The organism is Candidatus Marifrigoribacter sp. Uisw_064 (assembly GCF_047730175.1).
Lineage (GTDB): Bacteria > Bacteroidota > Bacteroidia > Flavobacteriales > Flavobacteriaceae > Marifrigoribacter.
In genome coordinates this window covers 655274-676473 of sequence record NZ_CP159833.1, presented here as the reverse complement: position 1 = coordinate 676473, position 21200 = coordinate 655274, and the positions used below count along the sequence as shown (strand labels likewise).

The 21200-nt window shown below is 33.2% G+C and carries 14 protein-coding genes and 1 tRNA gene; 11 read left to right on the top strand and 4 right to left on the bottom strand.

The genetic code is table 11. The features are described from left to right. Positions 1-3 precede the first annotated feature (3 nt). From mraY to ftsZ, 8 genes are read left to right on the top strand one after another with little or no spacing between them, the layout of a single operon-like run. Complete coding sequence (gene mraY / locus ABXT64_RS03020; protein WP_443633909.1) at positions 4-1233, top strand: phospho-N-acetylmuramoyl-pentapeptide-transferase; 1230 nt, start codon at positions 4-6, stop codon at positions 1231-1233. After that, entirely contained in the window at positions 1234-2571 is a 1338-nt protein-coding gene (gene murD, locus ABXT64_RS03015; protein ID WP_443633908.1) for a UDP-N-acetylmuramoyl-L-alanine--D-glutamate ligase, read from the top strand. A gap of 6 nt (positions 2572-2577) precedes the next feature. Continuing rightward, positions 2578-3768 carry an FtsW/RodA/SpoVE family cell cycle protein gene (locus ABXT64_RS03010; RefSeq protein WP_443633907.1) on the top strand — a complete coding sequence of 397 codons (1191 nt, stop codon included), beginning with the start codon at positions 2578-2580 and terminating at the stop codon, positions 3766-3768. Then, positions 3755-4846 carry an undecaprenyldiphospho-muramoylpentapeptide beta-N-acetylglucosaminyltransferase gene (murG, locus tag ABXT64_RS03005; protein ID WP_443633906.1) on the top strand — a complete coding sequence of 364 codons (1092 nt, stop codon included), beginning with the start codon at positions 3755-3757 and terminating at the stop codon, positions 4844-4846. Before ABXT64_RS03010 ends, murG begins: the two co-directional genes overlap by 14 nt. 1 nt (position 4847) lies before the next feature. Next, entirely contained in the window at positions 4848-6200 is a 1353-nt protein-coding gene (gene murC / locus ABXT64_RS03000; protein WP_443633905.1) for a UDP-N-acetylmuramate--L-alanine ligase, read from the top strand. Next, positions 6197-6928 carry a cell division protein FtsQ/DivIB gene (locus ABXT64_RS02995; RefSeq protein WP_443633904.1) on the top strand — a complete coding sequence of 244 codons (732 nt, stop codon included), beginning with the start codon at positions 6197-6199 and terminating at the stop codon, positions 6926-6928. The genes murC and ABXT64_RS02995 overlap by 4 nt, the downstream gene beginning before the upstream one ends. Beyond that, the gene (gene ftsA / locus ABXT64_RS02990) at positions 6918-8255 is read left to right on the top strand and encodes a cell division protein FtsA (RefSeq protein ID WP_443633903.1); all 1338 of its coding nucleotides are present in this window, start codon (positions 6918-6920) and stop codon (positions 8253-8255) included. Before ABXT64_RS02995 ends, ftsA begins: the two co-directional genes overlap by 11 nt. 54 nt (positions 8256-8309) lie before the next feature. Beyond that, the gene (gene ftsZ / locus ABXT64_RS02985) at positions 8310-10325 is read left to right on the top strand and encodes a cell division protein FtsZ (RefSeq protein WP_443633902.1); all 2016 of its coding nucleotides are present in this window, start codon (positions 8310-8312) and stop codon (positions 10323-10325) included. Between the two features lie 355 nt (positions 10326-10680). On the opposite strand, the gene ABXT64_RS02980 is transcribed toward ftsZ, so the two are convergent. Then, positions 10681-10962 carry a DUF2188 domain-containing protein gene (locus ABXT64_RS02980; RefSeq protein WP_443633901.1) on the bottom strand — a complete coding sequence of 94 codons (282 nt, stop codon included), beginning with the start codon at positions 10960-10962 and terminating at the stop codon, positions 10681-10683. A 175-nt stretch (positions 10963-11137) separates the two neighbouring features. Here ABXT64_RS02980 and ABXT64_RS02975 point away from each other — a divergent pair, with 175 nt between their 5' ends. From ABXT64_RS02975 to ABXT64_RS02965, 3 genes are all read left to right on the top strand, one after another. Then, positions 11138-11587, top strand: coding sequence for a GatB/YqeY domain-containing protein (locus ABXT64_RS02975; RefSeq protein ID WP_443633900.1), 450 nt, complete (start codon positions 11138-11140; stop codon positions 11585-11587). 28 nt (positions 11588-11615) lie between these two features. Then, positions 11616-11689 (top strand) — tRNA-Arg (locus ABXT64_RS02970). Positions 11690-12232: 543 nt separating this feature from the next. Next, entirely contained in the window at positions 12233-15286 is a 3054-nt protein-coding gene (locus ABXT64_RS02965; protein WP_443633899.1) for a choice-of-anchor B family protein, read from the top strand. 75 nt (positions 15287-15361) lie between these two features. Here ABXT64_RS02965 and ABXT64_RS02960 read toward each other — a convergent pair whose 3' ends face one another. The 3 genes from ABXT64_RS02960 to rpe form a co-directional block, all read right to left on the bottom strand. Continuing rightward, positions 15362-18814: a pyruvate carboxylase gene (locus ABXT64_RS02960; RefSeq protein WP_443633898.1), complete on the bottom strand. Its 3453-nt coding sequence runs from the start codon at positions 18812-18814 to the stop codon at positions 15362-15364. A 93-nt stretch (positions 18815-18907) separates the two neighbouring features. After that, positions 18908-19969, bottom strand: a complete 1062-nt coding sequence (locus ABXT64_RS02955; protein ID WP_443633897.1) for a hypothetical protein — start codon at positions 19967-19969, stop codon at positions 18908-18910. A 407-nt stretch (positions 19970-20376) separates the two neighbouring features. Next, the gene (rpe, locus tag ABXT64_RS02950; RefSeq protein WP_443633896.1) at positions 20377-21036 is read right to left on the bottom strand and encodes a ribulose-phosphate 3-epimerase; all 660 of its coding nucleotides are present in this window, start codon (positions 21034-21036) and stop codon (positions 20377-20379) included. Between the last annotated feature and the right edge of the window lie 164 nt (positions 21037-21200).

The following is a 21200-nucleotide window of genomic DNA, read 5'->3' as shown; positions in this document are numbered from 1 at the left end:
TTTATGCTGTATTATTTGTTTGAATTTTTAGAGAGAAATTACCAAATACCCGGAGCAGGTCTTTTTGAGTTTATAACTTTTAGAGCTGCATTAGCGGTAATACTTTCCTTATTTATTGCAACTGTATATGGTAAAAAAATCATTCGATTTCTACAAAAAAAGCAAATGGGTGAAACCATTCGTGATTTGGGTTTAGAAGGGCAACAAGAAAAAGCAGGAACTCCTACGATGGGAGGTATCATAATTATTCTAGCGACTATAATACCAGTGTTGCTTTTCGCAAAGTTAGAAAACATTTATGTGATTTTACTTCTAGTGACTACCGTTTGGATGGGTATTATCGGATTTATTGATGATTACTTAAAGAAGTTTAAAAATGATAAAGATGGATTAGCTGGAAAATATAAAGTAGTTGGGCAAATTGGACTAGGTATTATCGTTGGAGTTACTATGTTTTATCACCCAGATATTACAGTTAAAAGAGAGAAGCCACAACAAAACCTTATTGAAAATGTAGGTCAAAATAACGTTCGAGAATTCTATCCTGAAGAAAAAACATTACTCACAACGATACCATTTGTGAAAAAGAATGAATTCAATTACGAAAGCTTGTTAAGTTGGGCTGGAGATGGAGCAAAAAAATATGTTTGGCTCATCTTTATACCCATTGTAATATTTATTATAACCGCAGTGTCAAATGGTGCTAATTTAACGGATGGAATCGATGGTCTAGCAGCAGGAACTTCTGCCATTATTGGGGTCACATTAGCCATATTTGCATGGGTCTCGGGGAATGTTATTTTTTCAGATTACTTAAATATTATGTACATCCCAAATACCGGTGAAATGACCATTTTTATTATGTCGTTTGTGGGAGCACTCATAGGATTTCTATGGTATAATACCTATCCAGCTCAAGTTTTTATGGGAGATACGGGAAGTCTAACCATTGGTGGAATTATCGCGGTAATAGCCATAGCAATACGAAAGGAATGGTTGATACCTATTTTATGTGGAATCTTTTTAATGGAGAATTTTTCCGTGGTGTTACAAGTAGGTTGGTTTAAATACACCAAAAAGAAATTTGGCGAAGGAAGAAGGATATTTAAAATGGCACCCTTACATCATCATTATCAGAAAAAAGGGTTCCATGAAAGTAAGATAGTAACACGATTTTGGATTGTAGGGATATTGCTTGCAATACTAACCATTGTGACATTAAAAATCAGATAATTGCTACAAAAGCTAGTCATATTAGGAGGAGGAGAAAGTGGAGTAGGGACTGCGATTTTAGGAAAAAAAGAAGGGTTTGATGTATTTGTGTCGGACTTCGGAATAATAAAAGATAAGTACAAACAAGTTCTTTTACATCATGAGATTAATTGGGAAGATGAAGGTCATTCTGAAGAAAAAATAATAAAAGCTTCTTTGGTAATGAAAAGCCCAGGTATTCCAGATACAACTCCATTAGTTGTACAACTAAAAAAATTAGGAATTCCGGTTATTTCTGAAATTGAATTTGCATCAAAATATACGAAAGCAAACATCATTGGAATTACAGGAAGTAATGGAAAAACAACAACCGCTACAATTTTATATCAATTGCTAAAGCAAGGAGGATTAAATGTTGCGCTTGGAGGGAATATCGGAAAGAGTTTTGCTGAAATAGTTGCCACAGAAAGTATAGATCATTTTGTGTTAGAACTAAGTAGTTTTCAGCTAGACGGGATTGTAGATTTTGCACCACATATTGCAATATTAATCAATCTTTCACCTGACCATTTAGATAGATATGATAATGATTATTCAAAATACATTGATTCAAAATTTAGAATAATTATGAATCAAACAAAAGATGATTATTTCATTTATGATGCCGATGATGAAATGATTCAGAAGTGGATGTCTAATCACTCAATTAAATCTCAATTATTGCCTTTTTCATTAAAAAAGCAATTTGATACAGGAGCTTATATAAAAAATAAAAAATTAATAATAACAATAGATAACAACCCATTTACTATGCCAATCTCAACATTAGGTTTAAAAGGTCAACATAATTTAAAAAATGCAATGGCTGCTTCAACAGTGTCAAAGCTACTAAGCATTAGGAAAGCAACCATCCGAGAGTGTTTAGAAGGATTTCAAGGGGTAGAACACCGCCTTGAAAGAGTGTTAAAAATCAATAATGTCAACTACATTAATGATTCTAAAGGAACCAATGTAAATGCTACATTTTATGCTTTAGACAGTATGGAAAGTCCAACAGTTTGGATTGTTGGAGGTGTAGATAAAGGAAATGATTATAACGAATTATTGCCCTTAGTAAATGAAAAAGTTAAGGCAATAATTTGTTTGGGTGTTGATAATCAAAAAATTATTCAAGCGTTTGGGAATGTAGTTGATATTATGGTTGAAACACATTCAATGCAAGATGCAGTAAAAGTAGCATACCGACTTTCTGAAAAGGGAGATTCTGTTCTTTTGTCGCCTGCATGTGCAAGTTTCGATTTATTTGAGAATTATGAAGAAAGAGGAAGAGTTTTTAAAGAAGCTGTTAGAAATCTATAATTTTAAATGGGCACTATATTTCAACATATTAAAGGCGATAAAGCAATTTGGGCTGTAGTAGCTTTTCTTGCCTTGTTTTCATTTTTACCTGTATATAGTGCAAGTAGTAATTTAGCTTATTTGTATGGTGATGGGGGTACACTTAAGTTTTTAATAAAGCATTTTGCTCATTTACTATTAGGTTTTGCTATTATCTATGGAGTACATAAAATTCCATATCATTATTTTAGAGGCTTGTCTATTATTGCTTTACCAGTTGTTTTTATTCTTTTAGTAATTACAATGTCTCAAGGGACCACAATAGAAGGTGCAAATGCAAGTCGCTGGATACGTGTTCCATTTGTTGGGGTTACTTTTCAAACTTCTACTTTGGCATCCGTAGTTCTGATGACATATGTGGCAAGATATCTTTCAAAAATAAAAGACAAAACAGTTACGTTTAAAGAAACTTTATTGCCCCTTTGGTTACCCGTTTTTGTGGTTTTAGGATTAATTCTTCCAGCAAATTTTTCAACGACAGCGATCATATTTGTGATGCTAACAATTTTAGTATTTGTTGGAGGTTATCCTTTAAAATACCTGGCGGTTGTATTAGGAGCTGGTTTAGTTATGCTGACCATGTTTGTTATTACTGCGAAGGCATTCCCTGATGTTTTCCCTAATAGAGTCGATACTTGGATCTCTAGAGTTGATAGCTTTATAGATAAGGAAGATACCGATGCAGATTATCAAATCGAGAAAGCTAAAATTGCTATTGCTTCGGGTGGAGTGACAGGCTTAGGTCCAGGGAAAAGTATACAGAAAAACTTCTTACCTCAATCATCTTCCGATTTTATCTATGCAATTATCGTTGAAGAATTTGGTATAATAGGAGGCTTATTTTTAATGTTCTTGTATTTACTTTTATTATTTAGATTAGTTATTGTTGCTCATAAATCGGTTTCAGTGTTTGGAAAATTATTGGTCATAGGTGTAGGATTGCCTATTGTATTTCAAGCCATGATAAATATGGCTGTAGCGGTTGAATTATTCCCAGTAACGGGCCAAACTTTACCCTTAATAAGTAGCGGAGGAACTTCCATTTGGATGACTTGTTTAGCTATTGGTATGGTGTTAAGTGTAAGCGCAAAAAGAGAAGTTATTATAAGTGAAGAAAACGATGAAAACCCTTTAGATATTTTAAGTGAAGCCTTATAAATTCATAGTGTCCGGTGGAGGAACCGGAGGTCATATTTATCCAGCTGTTGCAATTGCAAACGAGCTTAAGGAGAAATACCAAGATGCCGAATTTTTATTTGTAGGAGCAAAGGACCGTATGGAAATGGAAAAAGTGCCTCAAGCTGGTTATAAAATAGAAGGGCTGTGGATTTCAGGTTTACAACGAAGTCTATCGCTTAAAAATTTAATATTTCCCTTTAAGTTGATGTCTAGTTTATTAAAATCTAGAAGTATAATTAATAAATTTCAACCAGATGCTGCTATTGGCACTGGAGGGTATGCAAGTGCTCCATTATTACGAGTGGCTTCTAACAAGGGAATTCCATGTTTAATTCAGGAACAAAACTCCTATGCTGGAATTACCAATAAATGGCTCAGTAATAAAGCGCAAAGTATCTGTGTAGCTTATGAAGGAATGGAGCAGTTTTTTCCTTCTGAAAAAATTCAACTTACAGGAAACCCTGTTCGACAAGATATATTAGATATCACTTCAAAAAGAGAGGAAGCAAAAGCATTCTTTAATTTAAAAGAAAATAAAAAGACACTTTTAATTTTGGGAGGAAGTTTAGGTGCAAGAAGAATCAATCAATTAGTGGATACATCACTTCCGTTTTTTGAATCTTTAGGAATACAAGTCATATGGCAATGTGGAAAAATATATGAAGAACAATATGCGGGTAAAAGTTCAGAAAATGTTCAAGTTCATACATTCTTAAATAGAATGGATCTTGCCTATGCAGCAGCTGATGTTATTATTTCAAGAGCTGGGGCTTTATCTGTATCAGAGTTATGTTTGTCAGGAAAACCTGTAATTTTTATTCCTTCCCCAAATGTTTCAGAAGATCATCAAACGAAAAATGCACAAGCTATTTGTAGTAAAAATGCAGCTATTTTAATTAAGGAAAGTGAATTAGAGGAGTGTTTTGAATTAGAATTCAGCAATTTAATTTCTTCCAAAGAGAAACAAAAATTACTTTCAGAAAATATAAAAAAATTAGGGAAACCAAATGCAACAAAAGATATCGTTGCTCAAATTGAAAAACTTTTAAGAAAATAAAATGACAGCATTAAAGGACATACAGTATTTTTATTTCGTCGGTATCGGGGGAATAGGAATGAGTGCTTTGGCTCGATATTTTAATCTGAATGGAAAGAAAGTGTACGGGTACGATAAAACACCTTCAAGTATTACAGATGCATTAATTGATGAAGGAATTGAAATACAATTTAAAGATGAGGTTTCAGGGCTTCCTGCTGAAATTAAAGAACAATCAAAAACCTTAATAGTGTATACGCCAGCGATTCCAAAAGGTAATCAAATTTTGCAATTGTTTTTTTCTGAAAACTATTCAATTACAAAACGAGCAGCATTACTAGGAGAAATTTCAAAAAATACAATCTGTTTGGCTGTGGCAGGAACCCATGGGAAAACAACAACTTCAGCCATTTTAGGACATTTATTAGCGGATTGTGGTATGCCCGTAACCGCTTTTTTAGGTGGAATTACCGAAAACTATAACTCAAATTTTATTTGTAAAGGCAATGAAATTATGGTGGTTGAAGCCGATGAATTTGATCGTTCCTTCTTAAAGCTATCGCCAGACTTTGCTTGTATTACCTCCATGGATGCAGATCATTTAGATATTTATAAAGACGAAAATTCAATAGAGAAGGCCTTTGTAGAATTTTCGGAATTAGTGTCAAATCCAGATCATCTTTTATTTAAACTAGGACTTCCATTAAAAGGAAAAACTGTAGAAGTAGCATCTAATGAAAGTGCCGATTATGAAGCGCAAAATGTGAGGATTGAAAATGGAAGTTATTTATTCGATTTAAAAACACCAAATGAACTTGTAAGAGATATGCAATTTCATTTACCAGGACGACATAATTTGTTTAATGCTGTTACCGCTTTGGGTATGGCTATTCTTGCAGGAACCCCAACCCATAGTTTGCCCAAAGCATTACAGAGTTTTAAAGGGGTTAAACGTCGCTTCTCCTATAAAATTAAATCAAGTAAAGAGGTATTAATAGATGATTATGCGCATCATCCTACAGAAATAAATGCATTATATCAAGCCGTTTCTGAAATGTATCCAAATAATAAAAAATTGATTGTTTTTCAACCACATTTATTTTCAAGAACAAAAGATTTTGTTGATGGATTTGCAGAAAGTTTATCACAATTTGATGAGATTATTTTATTAGAAATATATCCAGCAAGAGAAGAACCGATGGAGGGAATTACTTCGGAATGGTTATTAGGAAAGATGTCTAAAAAAGCAAAACTAGTTTCGAAATATGATTTACCTAAAGAAGTTGCTGCTTCAAAATGTTTTGTAAAATTGATAGTAGGTGCAGGAGATATAGGAGTTGAGGTTGATAATGTTGCTAAATATTTATCTATATGAAAATACCTTGGAACATCATAAAATTTGCGGTATTAATAGGGTTAATAGTCTTTCTTTTTGGTTTTAGTGCCCAAAGAAATAAGTATAGAAATTTAACTAAAATCGAGATAGAATTTGTTGATGAAAACAGTCCTTTTATTACTTTAAATTCGGTTAATAAAATGTTAATACAAAATGCAGACAGTGTTACGAGCATAGGCAAAGAAACTTTAGTTTTGAATAAGATCGAAAAGAGGTTGTTGAAACATCCCATGATTAAAAATGCAGATGTTTTTGTATCTATTGATGGTGTGCTTGGAGCAAAAATAGCGCAGCGTAAACCCATAGCAAGAATTACGGGTTCACCAGATTTTTATTTAGATGATGAAGGAAAGAAAATGCCATTGTCAAAAGTGTTTTCAGCAAGAGTTCCAATTGTTACCGGAACTTCAAAAACAGATTTTGTAGAGTTAAAAGAGTTGATTTTAAATATTAATGAAGATGAGATTATGATGAAAAGTATTGTTGGGCTTCATTTAGAGCCTAATGGAGATATAAAATTAAAAATGAGGAAACATGATTTTACGGTGCTTTTTGGAAAGCCAATACATATGAAAAATAAGTTTCAAAAGTTTAAAGCGTTTTATAAAAAAACAAAAGAAGATAGTTTGCTTTCTAGATATAAGCTGGTGAATTTAAAATATGATAACCAAGTAGTAGCTACAAAAAATTTAAGTCATGGAGAATAATAAAATAGCTGTTGGATTAGATATTGGTACTACCAAGATTGTAGCTATGATTGGTAGGAATAATGAATACGGTAAGATGGAGATTTTAGGCATTGGGAAATCAAAAAGTCTAGGAGTACATCGTGGTGTTGTAAATAATATTACACAAACCATTCAATCTATTCAACAAGCAGTTCAGGATGCTGAAACATCTTCAGGGTTTAAAATTAATGAAGTAATTGTTGGAATTGCTGGGCAACACATTCGTAGCCTTCAACATAGTGATTATATAACTCGGAATAACAGTGATGTTGTAATCGAAGAAGAGGACATAGATAGACTTTGTAATCAAGTTCATAAACTTGTGATGCTTCCTGGGGAAGAAATAATACATGTGCTTCCACAAGATTTTAAAGTAGATGGGCAAAGTGAAATCAAAGAACCCATAGGAATGTATGGAGGGAGATTAGAAGCTAATTTCCATGTTGTGGTTGGTCAGGTTTCATCCATCCGAAATATCGGAAGGTGTATTAAGAGTTCTGGCTTAGAGCTTTCAGGAATTACACTTGAGCCTTTAGCTTCTGCAAATGCAGTGTTAGGAAAAGAAGAAAAAGAAGCGGGTGTAGCTTTAATTGATATTGGAGGTGGAACTACAGATTTAGCCATTTTTAAAGACGGAATTATACGTCACACCGCTGTGATTCCTTTTGGAGGAAATGTAATTACTGAAGACATAAAAGAAGGCTGCTCGATTATTGAAAAACAAGCTGAGTTATTGAAAATTAAATTCGGTTCTGCTTGGCCAGGAGAAAACAAAGACAATGAAATTGTTTCAATCCCTGGATTACGAGGAAGAGAACCTAAAGAGATTACATTAAAAAATCTTTCTAAAATTATTCATGCCCGTGTTGTTGAAATTATCGAGCAAGTATATTTAGAAATAAAGAATTACGGTCACGAAGAACAAAAAAAGAAATTAATAGCAGGAATTGTTCTAACAGGAGGAGGAGCACAATTAAAACATTTAAAGCAATTAGTTGAATATATCACCGGAATGGATACAAGAGTAGGATATCCTAATGAACACTTAGCTGGAGATAGTGATTCTGAAACGACAAGCCCAATGTATGCAACCGCTGTTGGATTGGTGTTGAATAGTTTAGAGAATCAAATGAGAGCTTCAGAAATGGCTCAAATGCCTAATGACGATGAAGTTGATGATGAATCTGAGAGTGAGAATAAAAGTGATGAGAACCCAGTGACCGAAGTCAAAGAAGAAAAAGTTAAAAATCGATTTTTCGATAAATGGGCTGAAAAATTTAAAGAATTTTTAGACAATGCTGAGTAGCATAACGCTAAATAAAAGAATATAATAAATAATGAACCTCACAAATATAAAATTATGAGCAGCAACACAGAATTTGATAACATTTCTTTCGATCTGCCTAAAAACCAGTCTAATGTCATTAAAGTTATTGGCGTAGGAGGTGGAGGAAGTAACGCGATTAACCATATGTTCCGACAAGGAATAAAAGGGGTTGATTTTGTTATTTGTAACACAGATTCACAAGCACTAGATAACAGCCCAGTGCCTGTAAAAATTCAACTTGGAGTTTCTCTAACCGAAGGCTTAGGTGCAGGGGCAAATCCAAAAGTGGGTGAACAATCTGCAGTAGAGAGTTTTGAAGAAATTAAAACAATGCTTACTACCAATACCAAAATGATTTTCATTACTGCTGGTATGGGTGGAGGTACCGGTACAGGTGCAGCTCCTATCATTGCTAAAATGGCAAAGGAAATGAATATTCTTACGGTTGGTATCGTTACCATTCCTTTTGAGTTTGAGGGGAAAATGAGAAATGATCAGGCGAGAATTGGAGTAGAAAAATTAAGAGACAATGTAGATTCATTGATCGTTATCAATAATAATAAACTACGTGAGGTTTATGGTAATTTAGGATTTAAAGCAGGTTTCTCAAAAGCAGATGAAGTGTTAGCTACAGCAGCAAAAGGAATAGCTGAAGTCATTACACATCACTATACTCAAAATATTGATTTACGTGATGCAAGAACTGTCTTAGCAGATAGCGGTACTGCAATCATGGGAAGTTCTAGCGCTGGTGGTTCAAATCGTGCTCAAGAAGCTATTTCAAAGGCATTAGATTCTCCTTTATTAAATGATAATAAAATTAAGGGTGCAACCAATGTATTATTGCTTATAGTTTCTGGAACCGAAGAAATTACGATTGATGAAATAGGAGAAATTAGTGATTACATTCAAGCAGAAGCTGGGAATGTTGCTAATATAATTATGGGTGTGGGTGAAGACGAATCTTTAGAAGAAGATATCTCAATTACGGTAATTGCAACAGGATTTAATGTAGAACAGCAAAATGATATTGTAAATACTGAAGCGAAAAAAATCATTCATACCTTAGAAGAAGAACAAAAAGCCGAACAAATATTAATGTCGAATCCGAAGGTTTCTTTTGCAGAAAGAAATGAGGAAATTACTTCCGAAGTAAATGAAATAAAAGAAGAAGCTCCAAGCATTATAAAACATACATTGTTTGAAGAAGAGGAAGAAGTTGAAGAAGAAAAACAGTATCAACCTTTTGAAGGATATATTGAAACTTCAGATATTATAAAGGAGATGGATGTGGTGTATAACGAAGTGGATATTCATCACTTAGCTGAATTTAAGCAAATCGAAATCAATAAAATTGACGTTAATGATTTTGTGATTGTAAATGCCAATGATGATGAAGAAGAGGAAGCGTTTACTGAAGTCAATCGTACTGAAGTGATTGAAGAAGAACAAATGTTAATGTTCGATTTACCTATAAGTGAAACCGTTGAGCAACAAAACACATATACTCAATTAGAGGAAGAAGAACCTGAAATTGTAGTTTCTAATGTAAATGAAATTGAAGTAAAAGATCCTCTAGAAGTGATTCCTGTAACGGCCTTTTCTGAAGATGGAATGAAACGTTATAGTTTAGATGACTACCAAGAAATGGAAGATCATTTTACGGCGGCAAAACCTGTTGAAGTAGCTTTAGAAGAAGAAGTTTCAGAGGGTGAAATTGTATTAACTAAAAAAACAATTGAAACTCCTAAAGTTAAAGAAATTGAAACAGGAGAACCAGCAGATCCTTTAAATACACCCATTTCAAAATTACTTTGTGATCGTACTGATGAACGTAGACGTAAGATGAAAGAGTTTAATTATAAGTTTAGAAAAAGCGCTTCTAAAATCGATGAGATAGAAAAAGAGCCTGCTTATAAACGAATGGGAATAGAATTGGATGAAGTAAAAAGCAGTGATGCTAGTATTTCTAGAACCTCTGTAAACATTGATGATGATGATATCGAATTGCGTTCAAATAATTCTTTTTTACATGACAATGTAGATTAAACCTCGCATCAAATTATTGTATAAAGTAATATATCGTTGCAAATATTTAAGTCTGAACTTTTATTAAAAAAGTTCAGACTTTTTTTTTAGCGCCCTACTGAAAAAATATCGTAAAATTAGAAGTGAAATTGCCGTAAAATTTTAATCTGTTTGAAATTCGACGCAGGAGAATAAGTTCTTAAAATTTAGGAAATGAGCGTATAATTTAGATATGGTTTCATAAGGCTAGACTTTTTTGTTTCTTTTTTCGGCAATGGAAAAAAGAAAAGAAGAATAATAACCTTTTAAAACTTCTTGTTTTTTTGGTTTTCATCAACTTGATTGGGGATTTCAATGCAAAAAAGAATAGAAAGTATTAATCAAAATTAATCCGATCCCTTATGGTGCCATCTGCTCTGTGTATAATTACGTCTGCTTTGTATTTTTTTGCAATGCTTTTAGCCTTGCGAATGGCAGTGCTTTGTTTTCTGTGTTTCGAGGTTATGCGTTTATTACCCTCACGACGTACTGCCCAATCTTCTTTGTAAGGAACGACATGTTGGTGCCAGGTTCTGCCGTGTTTTTGGTGACGGGAGCCTTTTAAAATAGCCTCTATGAGTTCCTTTATGAGCTGAAACCAAGATTTTTCTTTTGTCATATTCCTTATAATAATAAAGTCGAAGATATTATTTTATTTAATACGTAGCTGTGGCAAGGCAAAAAAAAATTGAAGAGAAAAGAAAAGAAGGAAAGTCAGACTAGATATTTTTTTGCTACTCCTTTAAAGATAAAAATAGCTTTATTGAGTATCTTTGACAATCAAAAAAAAAGGAATGAGTTTACAAACACAGATAATGGATGCAATGAAGGTTGCAATGAAAGCAAAAAATTCTGGCGCATTAAATGCGTTACGTGCAGTTAAATCTGAATTGTTATTAGCACAAACAAGTGGTACAGGAACTGAATTAACAGAAGCAGATGAAATTAAAATTTTGCAGAAACTTGTAAAACAGCGTAAAGAAAGTGCCTCTATATTTACAGAGCAAAATAGAGAAGATTTAGCGCAACCAGAAATAGAACAAGCTGCTATTATTGAGAAATTTTTACCAGAGCAATTAAGCGAAGAAGAAGTTATAGCAATTATTGATGCAATTATAGAACAAACTGGTGCAAACTCAATGAAGGATATGGGTAAAGTAATGGGTATGACCAATACAAAAGTAGCTGGTAAAGCTGATGGGAAAACAATATCTACCATTTTAAAAGCTAGATTATCTAACTAAAGTAAATCTCTGCTTTCTCAGAGATAATGGCCTCGTAGTTCAACTGAATAGAATATCAGATTTCGGCTCTGAGGGTTACAGGTTTGAATCCTGTCGAGGTCACGAATAAATAAAAAATCCAGCCATTGCATCAAGCTTTTTTGAATGTATATAGTTGGATTTTTTGTTTTCAAAGCGGAGCTTTGTCAGGAAGCTGCAGGCAATCCTGTCGAGGTCACGAATAAATAAAAAATCCAGCCATTGCATCAAGCTTTTTTGAATGTATATAGTTGGATTTTTTGTTTTCAAAGCGGAGCTTTGTCAGGAAGCTGCAGGCAATCCTGTCGAGGTCACTAGAAATAGAAAGTCTATTACGAAAGTAAAAGACTTTCTATTTACAAAAGAGAATACAAAGGAACACCGCAGGTAACCCTGTCGAGGTGACGAATAAACAGAAAAGGGAGCTTTTTCAGGAAGGTGCAGGTAATTTTGTATGTAGATCATCGAAAAAATGTCACTTTTTATCGATTATCTGATAATTATTAAGATATTGCTATTCCCAAAACTATAACTACCATGAAACGAGTATGTTTGAGATTTTATCATTTAACGTAATGATTAAGAGCGAACTGCATGTGACATTTAATAAACAAAAAAGATAAACACATGAAAAAACTACTGTACTTATTATTAATTGCTCCATTTTTTATAACTGCTCAAACCCCATGTAGTGGTGGTATGGCTGGTGCTTACCCTTGTAATAATATGGACTTACTTTCTAATGTACCGGTCTCTAGTATGGGTGGATCTGGTATAGGGAATGATTCATGGGGCTGGACTTCAGGTTCAGGGACCGAATATGTATTGATGGGAATGTCTAATGGAACAGCATTTTTAGATATTTCAGACCCTGTAAACCCTGTTTACCTTGGAATATTACCAACACATACTAGTAGTAGCTCATGGAGAGATATTAAAGTGTATAGTAACCATGCCTTTATTGTAAGTGAAGCTAGTGGCCATGGAATGCAAGTATTCGATTTAACAAGACTTACAAGTGTATCCAGTCCTCCTGTTACTTTTACAGAAGATGCACATTTAAGTTCTTTTGGAAGTGCACATAATATTGCAATTAATGAAGGTTCAGGATATGCCTATGTAATAGGAGCAGGTTCTTTTAGTGGAGGACCAATATTTATCAATATACAAGACCCATTAAATCCTATTGTAGAAGGAGGTTATTCTGGTGATGGGTATACACATGATGCTCAAATTGTAATGTACCACGGTTCAGATACTGAACATGTTGGGAAAGAGATATTAATAGCAAGTAATGAAGATACAGTAACAATAGTTGATGTTTCAGATAAAAGTAATCCTATTCAACTTTCAAGGTCAACGTACTCTGGTGATCGATATACACATCAAGGCTGGTTGACATTTGATCATGATCATTATATTTTTAATGATGAATTAGACGAAAGCAATATTGGTCATAACACGAGAACTCGACTTATGGATGTATCAAATTTAGATTCCCCTGTCTTAATAGGATTTTATGATGGACCATCATCTGCTATTGATCATAATGGGTATACTAAAGGAAATCGATATTATATGGCGAATTATCGTGCTGGGGTAAGAGTATTAGATATTTCTAATATTGCTACACCAAGCTCAATCAGCGAAGTTTCTTTTTTTGATACCTATCCATCAAATAATAATGCAAGTTTTAATGCGGTTTGGAATGTATACCCCTATTTTAGTAGTGGTGTATTAGTAGTTAGTGATATAGAAAATGGATTATTTTTGATAAAAGATCCTAATTATGATGCAATACCTCCAACAGCTGTGTGTCAAAATATAACGGTTACATTAGATGCCACAGGAAATGCCACTATAACCGCTGCTCAAGTCGATGGAGGCTCTACAGATAACGTTTTGATATTTGATCGTTCTATAGATATTGCTAGTTTTACTTGTAGTGATATAGGCCCTAATAATGTAGAATTAACAGTGCTAGATGGTAATGAAAACAAAGCAGCCTGTATCGCAATTGTAACTGTACAAGCTGCTATAACTACATATAATGGAACATGGAGTAATGGAACACCTAATGCTGGTTCAAATGCAGTTTTTGCGTCAAGTTATAATACCTCTTCAGGCTCAATTGAAGCTTGTGAATGTGAAATAGGAAGTAGTTCAACAGTAACAGTAGGTGCAGGAGAATATTTAGATATTCAAAGAAATATTTTAGTCGACGGAACACTAGATGTTCAACATGAAGGATCTGTCGTTCAACGCGATGATGCTTCTTTAGCAACGAATGGTGGTACTATTATAGTACGTAAGTTAACTCCTAGCCTAGGCCCTAAAGGATTTATGATTTTAGGAAATCCAATGACTGGAGAAACTCGAGAAGGAGTGTATGGTGGTGGACGCCAAGTATTAAATCACCGTACCGATTTATTTATTCCTAATGGAGCTGTAGGTGGTCCTACTGAAAACTTTGTAGATGATAATAATAATAACTGGGAGATTCATAGTGGTGCTTTAGTTGATGCTGCAGGTTATTTAGTGAAACCTCAAGCGCCAGGAAACCCACCTGTTGGAGGTCAATTCCCATTAGATTATACCTTAGGAACTCTTAATAATGGTCTTGTTACTTATGATTTATTGTTTAATGGAACGAGACTAAATAGTCCAAACATGTTAGGGAATCCTTATGCATCTGCAATCGATTTAGATGTGTTTTTACCAGAAAATCCTTTAATTGATGCAGTATATTACTGGCAGCATATTACAGCTCCAGCAGATACGTTCCCTGGATTTAATCAACTTAATTTTAACTTAGGTGATATCTCTGTATACAATCAAGGTTCTGGTGGTGTTGAAGCACAAAATGGTGGTGGTGTTCCAACACAGTTTATGGCTTCTGGTCAAGGATTTGGTGTAAAAGCTTTAGGATTAGGTCAAGCAATCTTTAATAATAGCATGCGTGTAACTACTCCTAATACAGATTATAGACAATCCAATAGTGATAGACAACGTATCTGGTTAAGTCTGAAGTCTGAAGCCTATGATTATATTTCAAGTAATATGTTAGTTGCTTTTACTGAAGGAGCAACTGATGGCTTTGAAGGAATCTATGACTCTAGAAGATTTGATACTCCAATATCATTATTCTCCGTATTGAATACAGAAGAGGAGTTAGCTATTCAAGGTAGAACTGCTTTTAACGAAGATCAAGAAGTTCAGCTTGGATTCTCAACGATGGTAGAAGAAGTAACAAGCTATTCAATTTCAATTAATCAAATAGAAGGAGAAGAAATTAGTAATGCAACCGTATATCTTCATGATAAGGTGTTAGATGTAATTACTAATCTTTCAGAAGAAAATTATGAGTTTACAAGTAATGCGATGTACAATACAGATCGTTTTGAGTTAACCTTTAAGGGATCAATTTTGGGTACTTCTGAATCATTAGAAAATATTGCAGTGTATCCTAACCCTACACAAAACTATATTCAAATTGATGCAAAAACAAATACAGTATTGAGCGCAACAATTTTTGATGTAAGAGGAAGACAAATTGGAACCTATAACTTTAATGATGGCGATGCAATTCAGATTGATATTTCAGGATTTGAAACAGCAATGTATTTTATAGAAATCAACACAAATAGTGGAACAATTACTAAAAGAATTATTAAAAAATAATTTAATTAGTTTATAAATGAAAAAAGACCTTCAGTTTTCACTGAAGGTCTTTTTTCATTTCAATTAAATATAAACCTATTCTACAGTTAGTACTAAATCATCTTGTTTTACCATAGCACCTTCTTTAAGCGTAAGTGATTTTATTTTACAATCTTTAATAGCAGTTACTGTCGTTTCCATCTTCATGGCTTCAATAATAAATAATGGATCATTTTCTTTTACTTCCTGCCCTTTTTTAACCAATACTTTATAAAGCAATCCTTGTAATGGAGAACCCACTTCATCTTGATTTTCTAGCTCTGCTTTTGCATTTTCTTCTTTTAAAATATTGAGGGATTTATCTTTGATTTCTACATATCTATTTTCGCCATTTACTTTAAAAAAAACCAATCGGACGCCATCTTCATTGGGATCACTTACTGAAAGTAATTTTACAATAATTGTTTTTCCAGGTTCAAGTTCAATCAAGGTTTCCTCATGACGTTTCATTCCGTAGAAATAATTCAACGTAGGCAATATAGAAAGATTTCCATATTGTTTATATTGTTCATGTGCTTGATCAAAAACCCTAGGGTATAAACTATAAGATAAAAAGTCTTCAAATTCTATCTCTCTTGAAAACCCTTTTTGATATTTTTTCTGAAAATCTCGATAAGCAAGATCAAAATCTATAGGCTCTAAATAAGCATTGGGTCTGTTTTTATAAGGCGTTCTGTTTTTTAAAATAATCTTCTGAAGTTTTTTAGGGAATCCTCCCGTAGGTTGCCCTAAATCTCCTTTAAAGAAATCAATCACTGATTCAGGAAAAGAAATTTCTTCCCCATTTTCCATAATATCTTCAGGTGTTAAATTGTTGGTAACCATAAATATAGCCATGTCTCCAACTACTTTAGAACTTGGTGTTACTTTCACCAAATTGCCAAACATTTTATTGACTTCAGCATACATCTTTTTTACTTCATTAAATCGATTTCCGAGTCCTAAAGCTGTAGCTTGTGGTCGTAAATTAGAATATTGACCACCAGGAATTTCATGTTGATACACTTCTGCAGTTCCCGATTTTAAACCAGATTCAAAAGGATAATAATATTCTCGAATGTCTTCCCAGTAATTAGAAAACTGATTTAAACTATTAATTTCAAAATCATGCGCTCTTTCATGATATCTCATCATTTCAATCATAGAATTGAAATTAGGCTGTGAAGTTAATCCTGATAAACCTCCTAAGGCAACATCGACAACATCTACGCCTGCTTCTATGGCTTTTAAATAGGTGGCAGATTGAATAGATGAAGTATCGTGCGTATGTAAATGTATCGGTAGTTTTACAGTGTCTTTTAAAGCGCCTACCAATTCAGATGCGGCATACGGAGTTAAAAGCCCTGCCATGTCTTTAATGGCGATCATATGAGCTCCTGCATTTTCAAGATCTTTCGCTAATTGTGTATAGTATGCAAGGTTGTATTTGGTTTGACTTGTATCTAAAATATTTCCGGTATAACTTATAGCAGCTTGGGCAATACCGGCTGTACTATTTCGCACATAATTGATGCTAGGCTCCATAGCTTTCACCCAATTTAATGAATCAAAAATTCTAAATACATCAATACCGTTTTCCCATGATTTAATTACAAATTTTTCAATTAAATTATCAGGATATGCTTTATAACCAACTGCATTCGAACCTCTTAAAAGCATTTGGAATAATATGTTAGGCATTGCTTTTCTAAGTTCCCTTAATCGAGTCCAAGGGCTTTCATTTAGGAATCGTAGGCATACATCAAAAGTTGCACCTCCCCACATTTCAATACTAAACGCATTGGGGTGATTTTTAGCAAAACTTTCAGCAACTTTTAGCATATCATATGAACGCATTCTAGTTGCTAATAATGATTGGTGAGCATCCCGAATGGTAGTGTCTGTATAATGGATTTTTGAATCGTTTTTAAGCCATGCACAAAATTTATCAGGCCCTAATTCAGTAAGTAAATCTTTGGTTCCTTTTGGATATTCTGATAATGAATTAAAACTAGGAATTACAGGTTCTCTGAATACTTTTGACTTGTCTACAAATTTTACATCAGGATTACCATTTACAATGATTTCACCTAAATAATTAATCACTTTTGAAGTACGATCTTGCGATAATCTTATTTTAAATAAGGAAGGAGTATTCTGAATAAAATTAACAGTAGATTTTCCTTCTTTAAATGTTTCATGTTGTATTACATTTTGAAGAAAATAGATATTTGTTTTTACTCCTCTAATTCTAAATTCTTTTAAAGCACGCGTCATTTTTCGCACTGCGCCATCTAATGTTCTTCCGTGAGCTGAAACTTTCACCAACATCGAATCAAAAAATGGACTTACATTATAGGATTGATAGATACTACCTGCGTCTAATCGAATTCCCATTCCTGACGCACTTCTATATGTGGTAATTGTGCCATAATCAGGGGTAAAATTGTTTTCAGGGTCTTCAGTGGTTACTCTGCATTGTAAAGCAAACCCATAGGTAGCTAAAGTATCTTGGGCATAAATTTTAATTTGTGTGTCGGATAATTTATACCCTCCAGCAACAAACAATTGAGTTTTTACCAAGTCAATACCAGTTACCATTTCTGTAACCGTATGCTCTACTTGAATTCTCGGATTTACTTCAATAAAATAGACATTATCGCTTTTGTCTATTAAAAATTCGACCGTTCCAATATTATTGTAATTGACTTCATTTGCAATTGCAAGGGCATATTTATAAAGATTTTCTTTTACTTTTTTTGAAATATTAAAAGAAGGGGCAATCTCGACAACCTTTTGGTGACGTCTTTGTACTGAGCAATCTCGTTCAAATAAATGACGAATGTTACCATGATTATCAGCTACGATTTGTACTTCTAAGTGTTTAGGGTCTTCTACATATTTTTCTAAAAACATGGTGTCATCTCCAAAAGCATTTAGAGATTCGTTTTTTGCAGAATCATAGTTTTTTTCTAAATCTTCTTGATTTCGAATAATTCTCATTCCTCTTCCACCTCCTCCAGAAGCAGCTTTTAGCATAAGAGGATAACCAATTGTATTTGCTTCAGAAAGGGCAACTTTTAAAGAAGTTAGTTTCTTTTTGTTTCCCTCTATAACAGGTACTTTACATTTAGTTGCTATTTTTTTAGCTGTAATTTTATCACCTAAAGCGTCCATAACTTCAGGGTTTGGTCCAATAAATATTAGTCCGTTTTTTGCACAAGCTCTAGCGAAATCTGAATTTTCAGAAAGAAATCCATAACCAGGATGTATGGCATCTACTTTTTTAGATAGTGCAAGATGTATTAATTCATCTATATTTAAATATGGTTTTAAGGGCTGATTGTTTTCACCTATTTGATAGGATTCATCTGCTTTGTATCGATGTTGAGAATACCGATCTTCATAGGTGTAGACTGCAACAGTCTTAATATTTAATTCGGTACAAGCGCGTAAAATTCTAATTGCAATTTCACTACGATTGGCAACCAAGACCTTTTTTATTTTCATGTGTCTATATTTATTGTTTTTTAAGGGTCACATGCTGTTCGCTATTAATCATTTCTTTGTGTGATAAAATACCTAACATGCTCGTTTCATTTTTTATTTTATTATATATGGATTTTCATTTTTATAATTTCTAACAACAAATGCAAGGGCGCCTTTTAATATTTCGCCCATGTTCGATGATTTTTTAAACTTAATGTCTTTTGTTAATTCAAATAAATCTGTTTTAAGCTGAGTTATTTTTTCGGGAGTTGAAATGTTGTCATTACGCATACATTTCAACAAGCCAGCTAATCTAGATTTTCCGTTTACAGCTCTTTTAGCTAAAAGGGATCGCTCTTCTTTTTTGTATTGCTCGATGGAGCTTTCCTGAAGTAACTCTAAAGTCATTTCAACAAGAATGTTGTTTTCTTTTAAATATTGAGGTTTGTACACTTTTATATTCCCTTCAAAACTTTGTTGGTCAAAATCGATGGCTCTTATTCTATATTCAATTTTGTCGAAATCATTTGTCAATACCATTACATAATTATACGATCTCATGTCTCCTAAAAGTCGAACAAAACATCGTTCATTGAACTTAACAAATTCTTTTGCTATTGTTTTTTTATCCTGAATAGAACAGTGTTCTAAATCATTTTCAATAAAATGATCGCCAGGAATCCCCGTAATATGTTCTTCAATTATAGTATCCTTATGTACTAAAAAATTAATGTGATTTGGAGATAATATATGCTCTAACTCTAAGCCATAGACTCTAGAAGCATCCGCTTTTTTAATATATAAAAACACATAATTATCATTTAATATATTTCGCACTTTAATTCTAAAGGGTTTTGTATTACCAAAAGTACAAAAATCGATACTGTCTATGCTGAGGTATGGAAGGCTAGAGTTACTACCATCACCATGCAAGATGGCGTACATTTTTTTTAAACTTAATTTAATTTCTTTGCTTTCTTGTTCTGTATAATAAGTGCTTAACCAAAGCGTGTCATTACCTTTTTTGTCATATATTTCAACCCCTCCTTGAAAGCGCAATAAATCATCATAATACACAGGAATTTTAATATTTCTCCCGTGTTTTGTAAGGTAATTTGAAAGCGCGTCTGTTATAGGGTAAGCTGGTTTTTTTTTTGAAATTAACTTTTCATTCATGGCCATTTGTAATCTCTTTAAAGATATTAAGAAAATATCTTTTATTAATGATTTCAGCAAGCAAAAAGTTTAATTTATTTCTAAAAAAATATTTTTTTGTTTTTTTAGAAATAAATTAAATAAATTTAGGGATACATGAGTTTATGCATGCCATGCAATTAGAAGCAAAACAAAGTAGAGATAGAGTTTCCTAAAGATTGGTAAAACTGTTTCAACATATTTTAAAACATTTAACAAACAAAGAAGGAAAAGATAAATTAGACGAAACTTAGAATTTAAAGAGTATTTCCCTCAACTTTATACCCATACACAAAAATCACTTAATTTTGCACACTATTAAAAAAGTGTACTATAATTACAAAATAAAGAGTAGTTAATTATTATAGAAATCAACTAATTTTGAGTAGTTAAGCTAGTAGGTTTTGTAAATTTTTTATTGTTTCTGTAGGGTTTTCAGAACGGAACACATAACTCCCAGCAACTAAAACATCTGCTCCTGCAGCTGCTAATTGTTTTGCGTTTTTATTAGTGACTCCGCCGTCAATTTGAATAAGTGTTGAAGCATTTTTTCTAAGAATCATTTCTTTTAGTTTTTCAACCTTTTCATAGGTATTCTCTATAAAACTTTGTCCACCAAAACCAGGATTAACACTCATAATACAAACAAGATCTATGTCATTTATAGTATCTTCTAGTAAAGATATATTAGTATGTGGATTTAATGCTACACCCGCTTTCATTCCTTCCCCTTTTATAGCCTGTAAGGTTCTATGAAGGTGATTACACGCTTCATAATGTACCGTAAGATAATTGACGCCTAAATCAGCGAAAGTCTTGATATAACGATCAGGATCAACAATCATTAAATGAGTGTCTAATATTTTAGTTGCATGTTGAGCGATGCTTTTTATAACAGGCATTCCAAAAGAAATATTTGGAACAAAAACTCCATCCATTACATCTAAGTGAAACCAATCTGCTTGGCTTTGGTTAACCATTTCTACATCACGTTGTAGGTTTCCGAAATCGGCTGCAAGAATAGATGGTGCGATAAGTGTTTTGCTCATAACATGCCCTTGTAGGGTGTTTTGTTTTAATAAATAAATGAATTGCAAAAGTAATAATAAAATCGCTGAGATTTAATAAGGAAACATAATTAAAGAAAAAACCTCCGGTAATCAGCCGGAGGTCATTCATCAATCAAAAAACGAACAGTATGAGAATTCTGAAT

Coding starts and splice junctions, on each gene's coding strand:
- ABXT64_RS03010 (WP_443633907.1), top strand. CDS start 2,578: ATGGGCACTATATTTCAACATATTAAAGGCGATAAAGCAATTTGGGCT.
- murC (WP_443633905.1), top strand. CDS start 4,848: ATGACAGCATTAAAGGACATACAGTATTTTTATTTCGTCGGTATCGGG.
- ABXT64_RS02960 (WP_443633898.1), bottom strand. CDS start 18,814: ATGAAAATAAAAAAGGTCTTGGTTGCCAATCGTAGTGAAATTGCAATT.
- mraY (WP_443633909.1), top strand. CDS start 4: ATGCTGTATTATTTGTTTGAATTTTTAGAGAGAAATTACCAAATACCC.
- ABXT64_RS02975 (WP_443633900.1), top strand. CDS start 11,138: ATGAGTTTACAAACACAGATAATGGATGCAATGAAGGTTGCAATGAAA.
- ABXT64_RS02965 (WP_443633899.1), top strand. CDS start 12,233: ATGAAAAAACTACTGTACTTATTATTAATTGCTCCATTTTTTATAACT.
- ABXT64_RS02955 (WP_443633897.1), bottom strand. CDS start 19,969: ATGAATGAAAAGTTAATTTCAAAAAAAAAACCAGCTTACCCTATAACA.
- ABXT64_RS02980 (WP_443633901.1), bottom strand. CDS start 10,962: ATGACAAAAGAAAAATCTTGGTTTCAGCTCATAAAGGAACTCATAGAG.
- ABXT64_RS02995 (WP_443633904.1), top strand. CDS start 6,197: ATGAAAATACCTTGGAACATCATAAAATTTGCGGTATTAATAGGGTTA.
- ftsZ (WP_443633902.1), top strand. CDS start 8,310: ATGAGCAGCAACACAGAATTTGATAACATTTCTTTCGATCTGCCTAAA.
- ftsA (WP_443633903.1), top strand. CDS start 6,918: ATGGAGAATAATAAAATAGCTGTTGGATTAGATATTGGTACTACCAAG.
- rpe (WP_443633896.1), bottom strand. CDS start 21,036: ATGAGCAAAACACTTATCGCACCATCTATTCTTGCAGCCGATTTCGGA.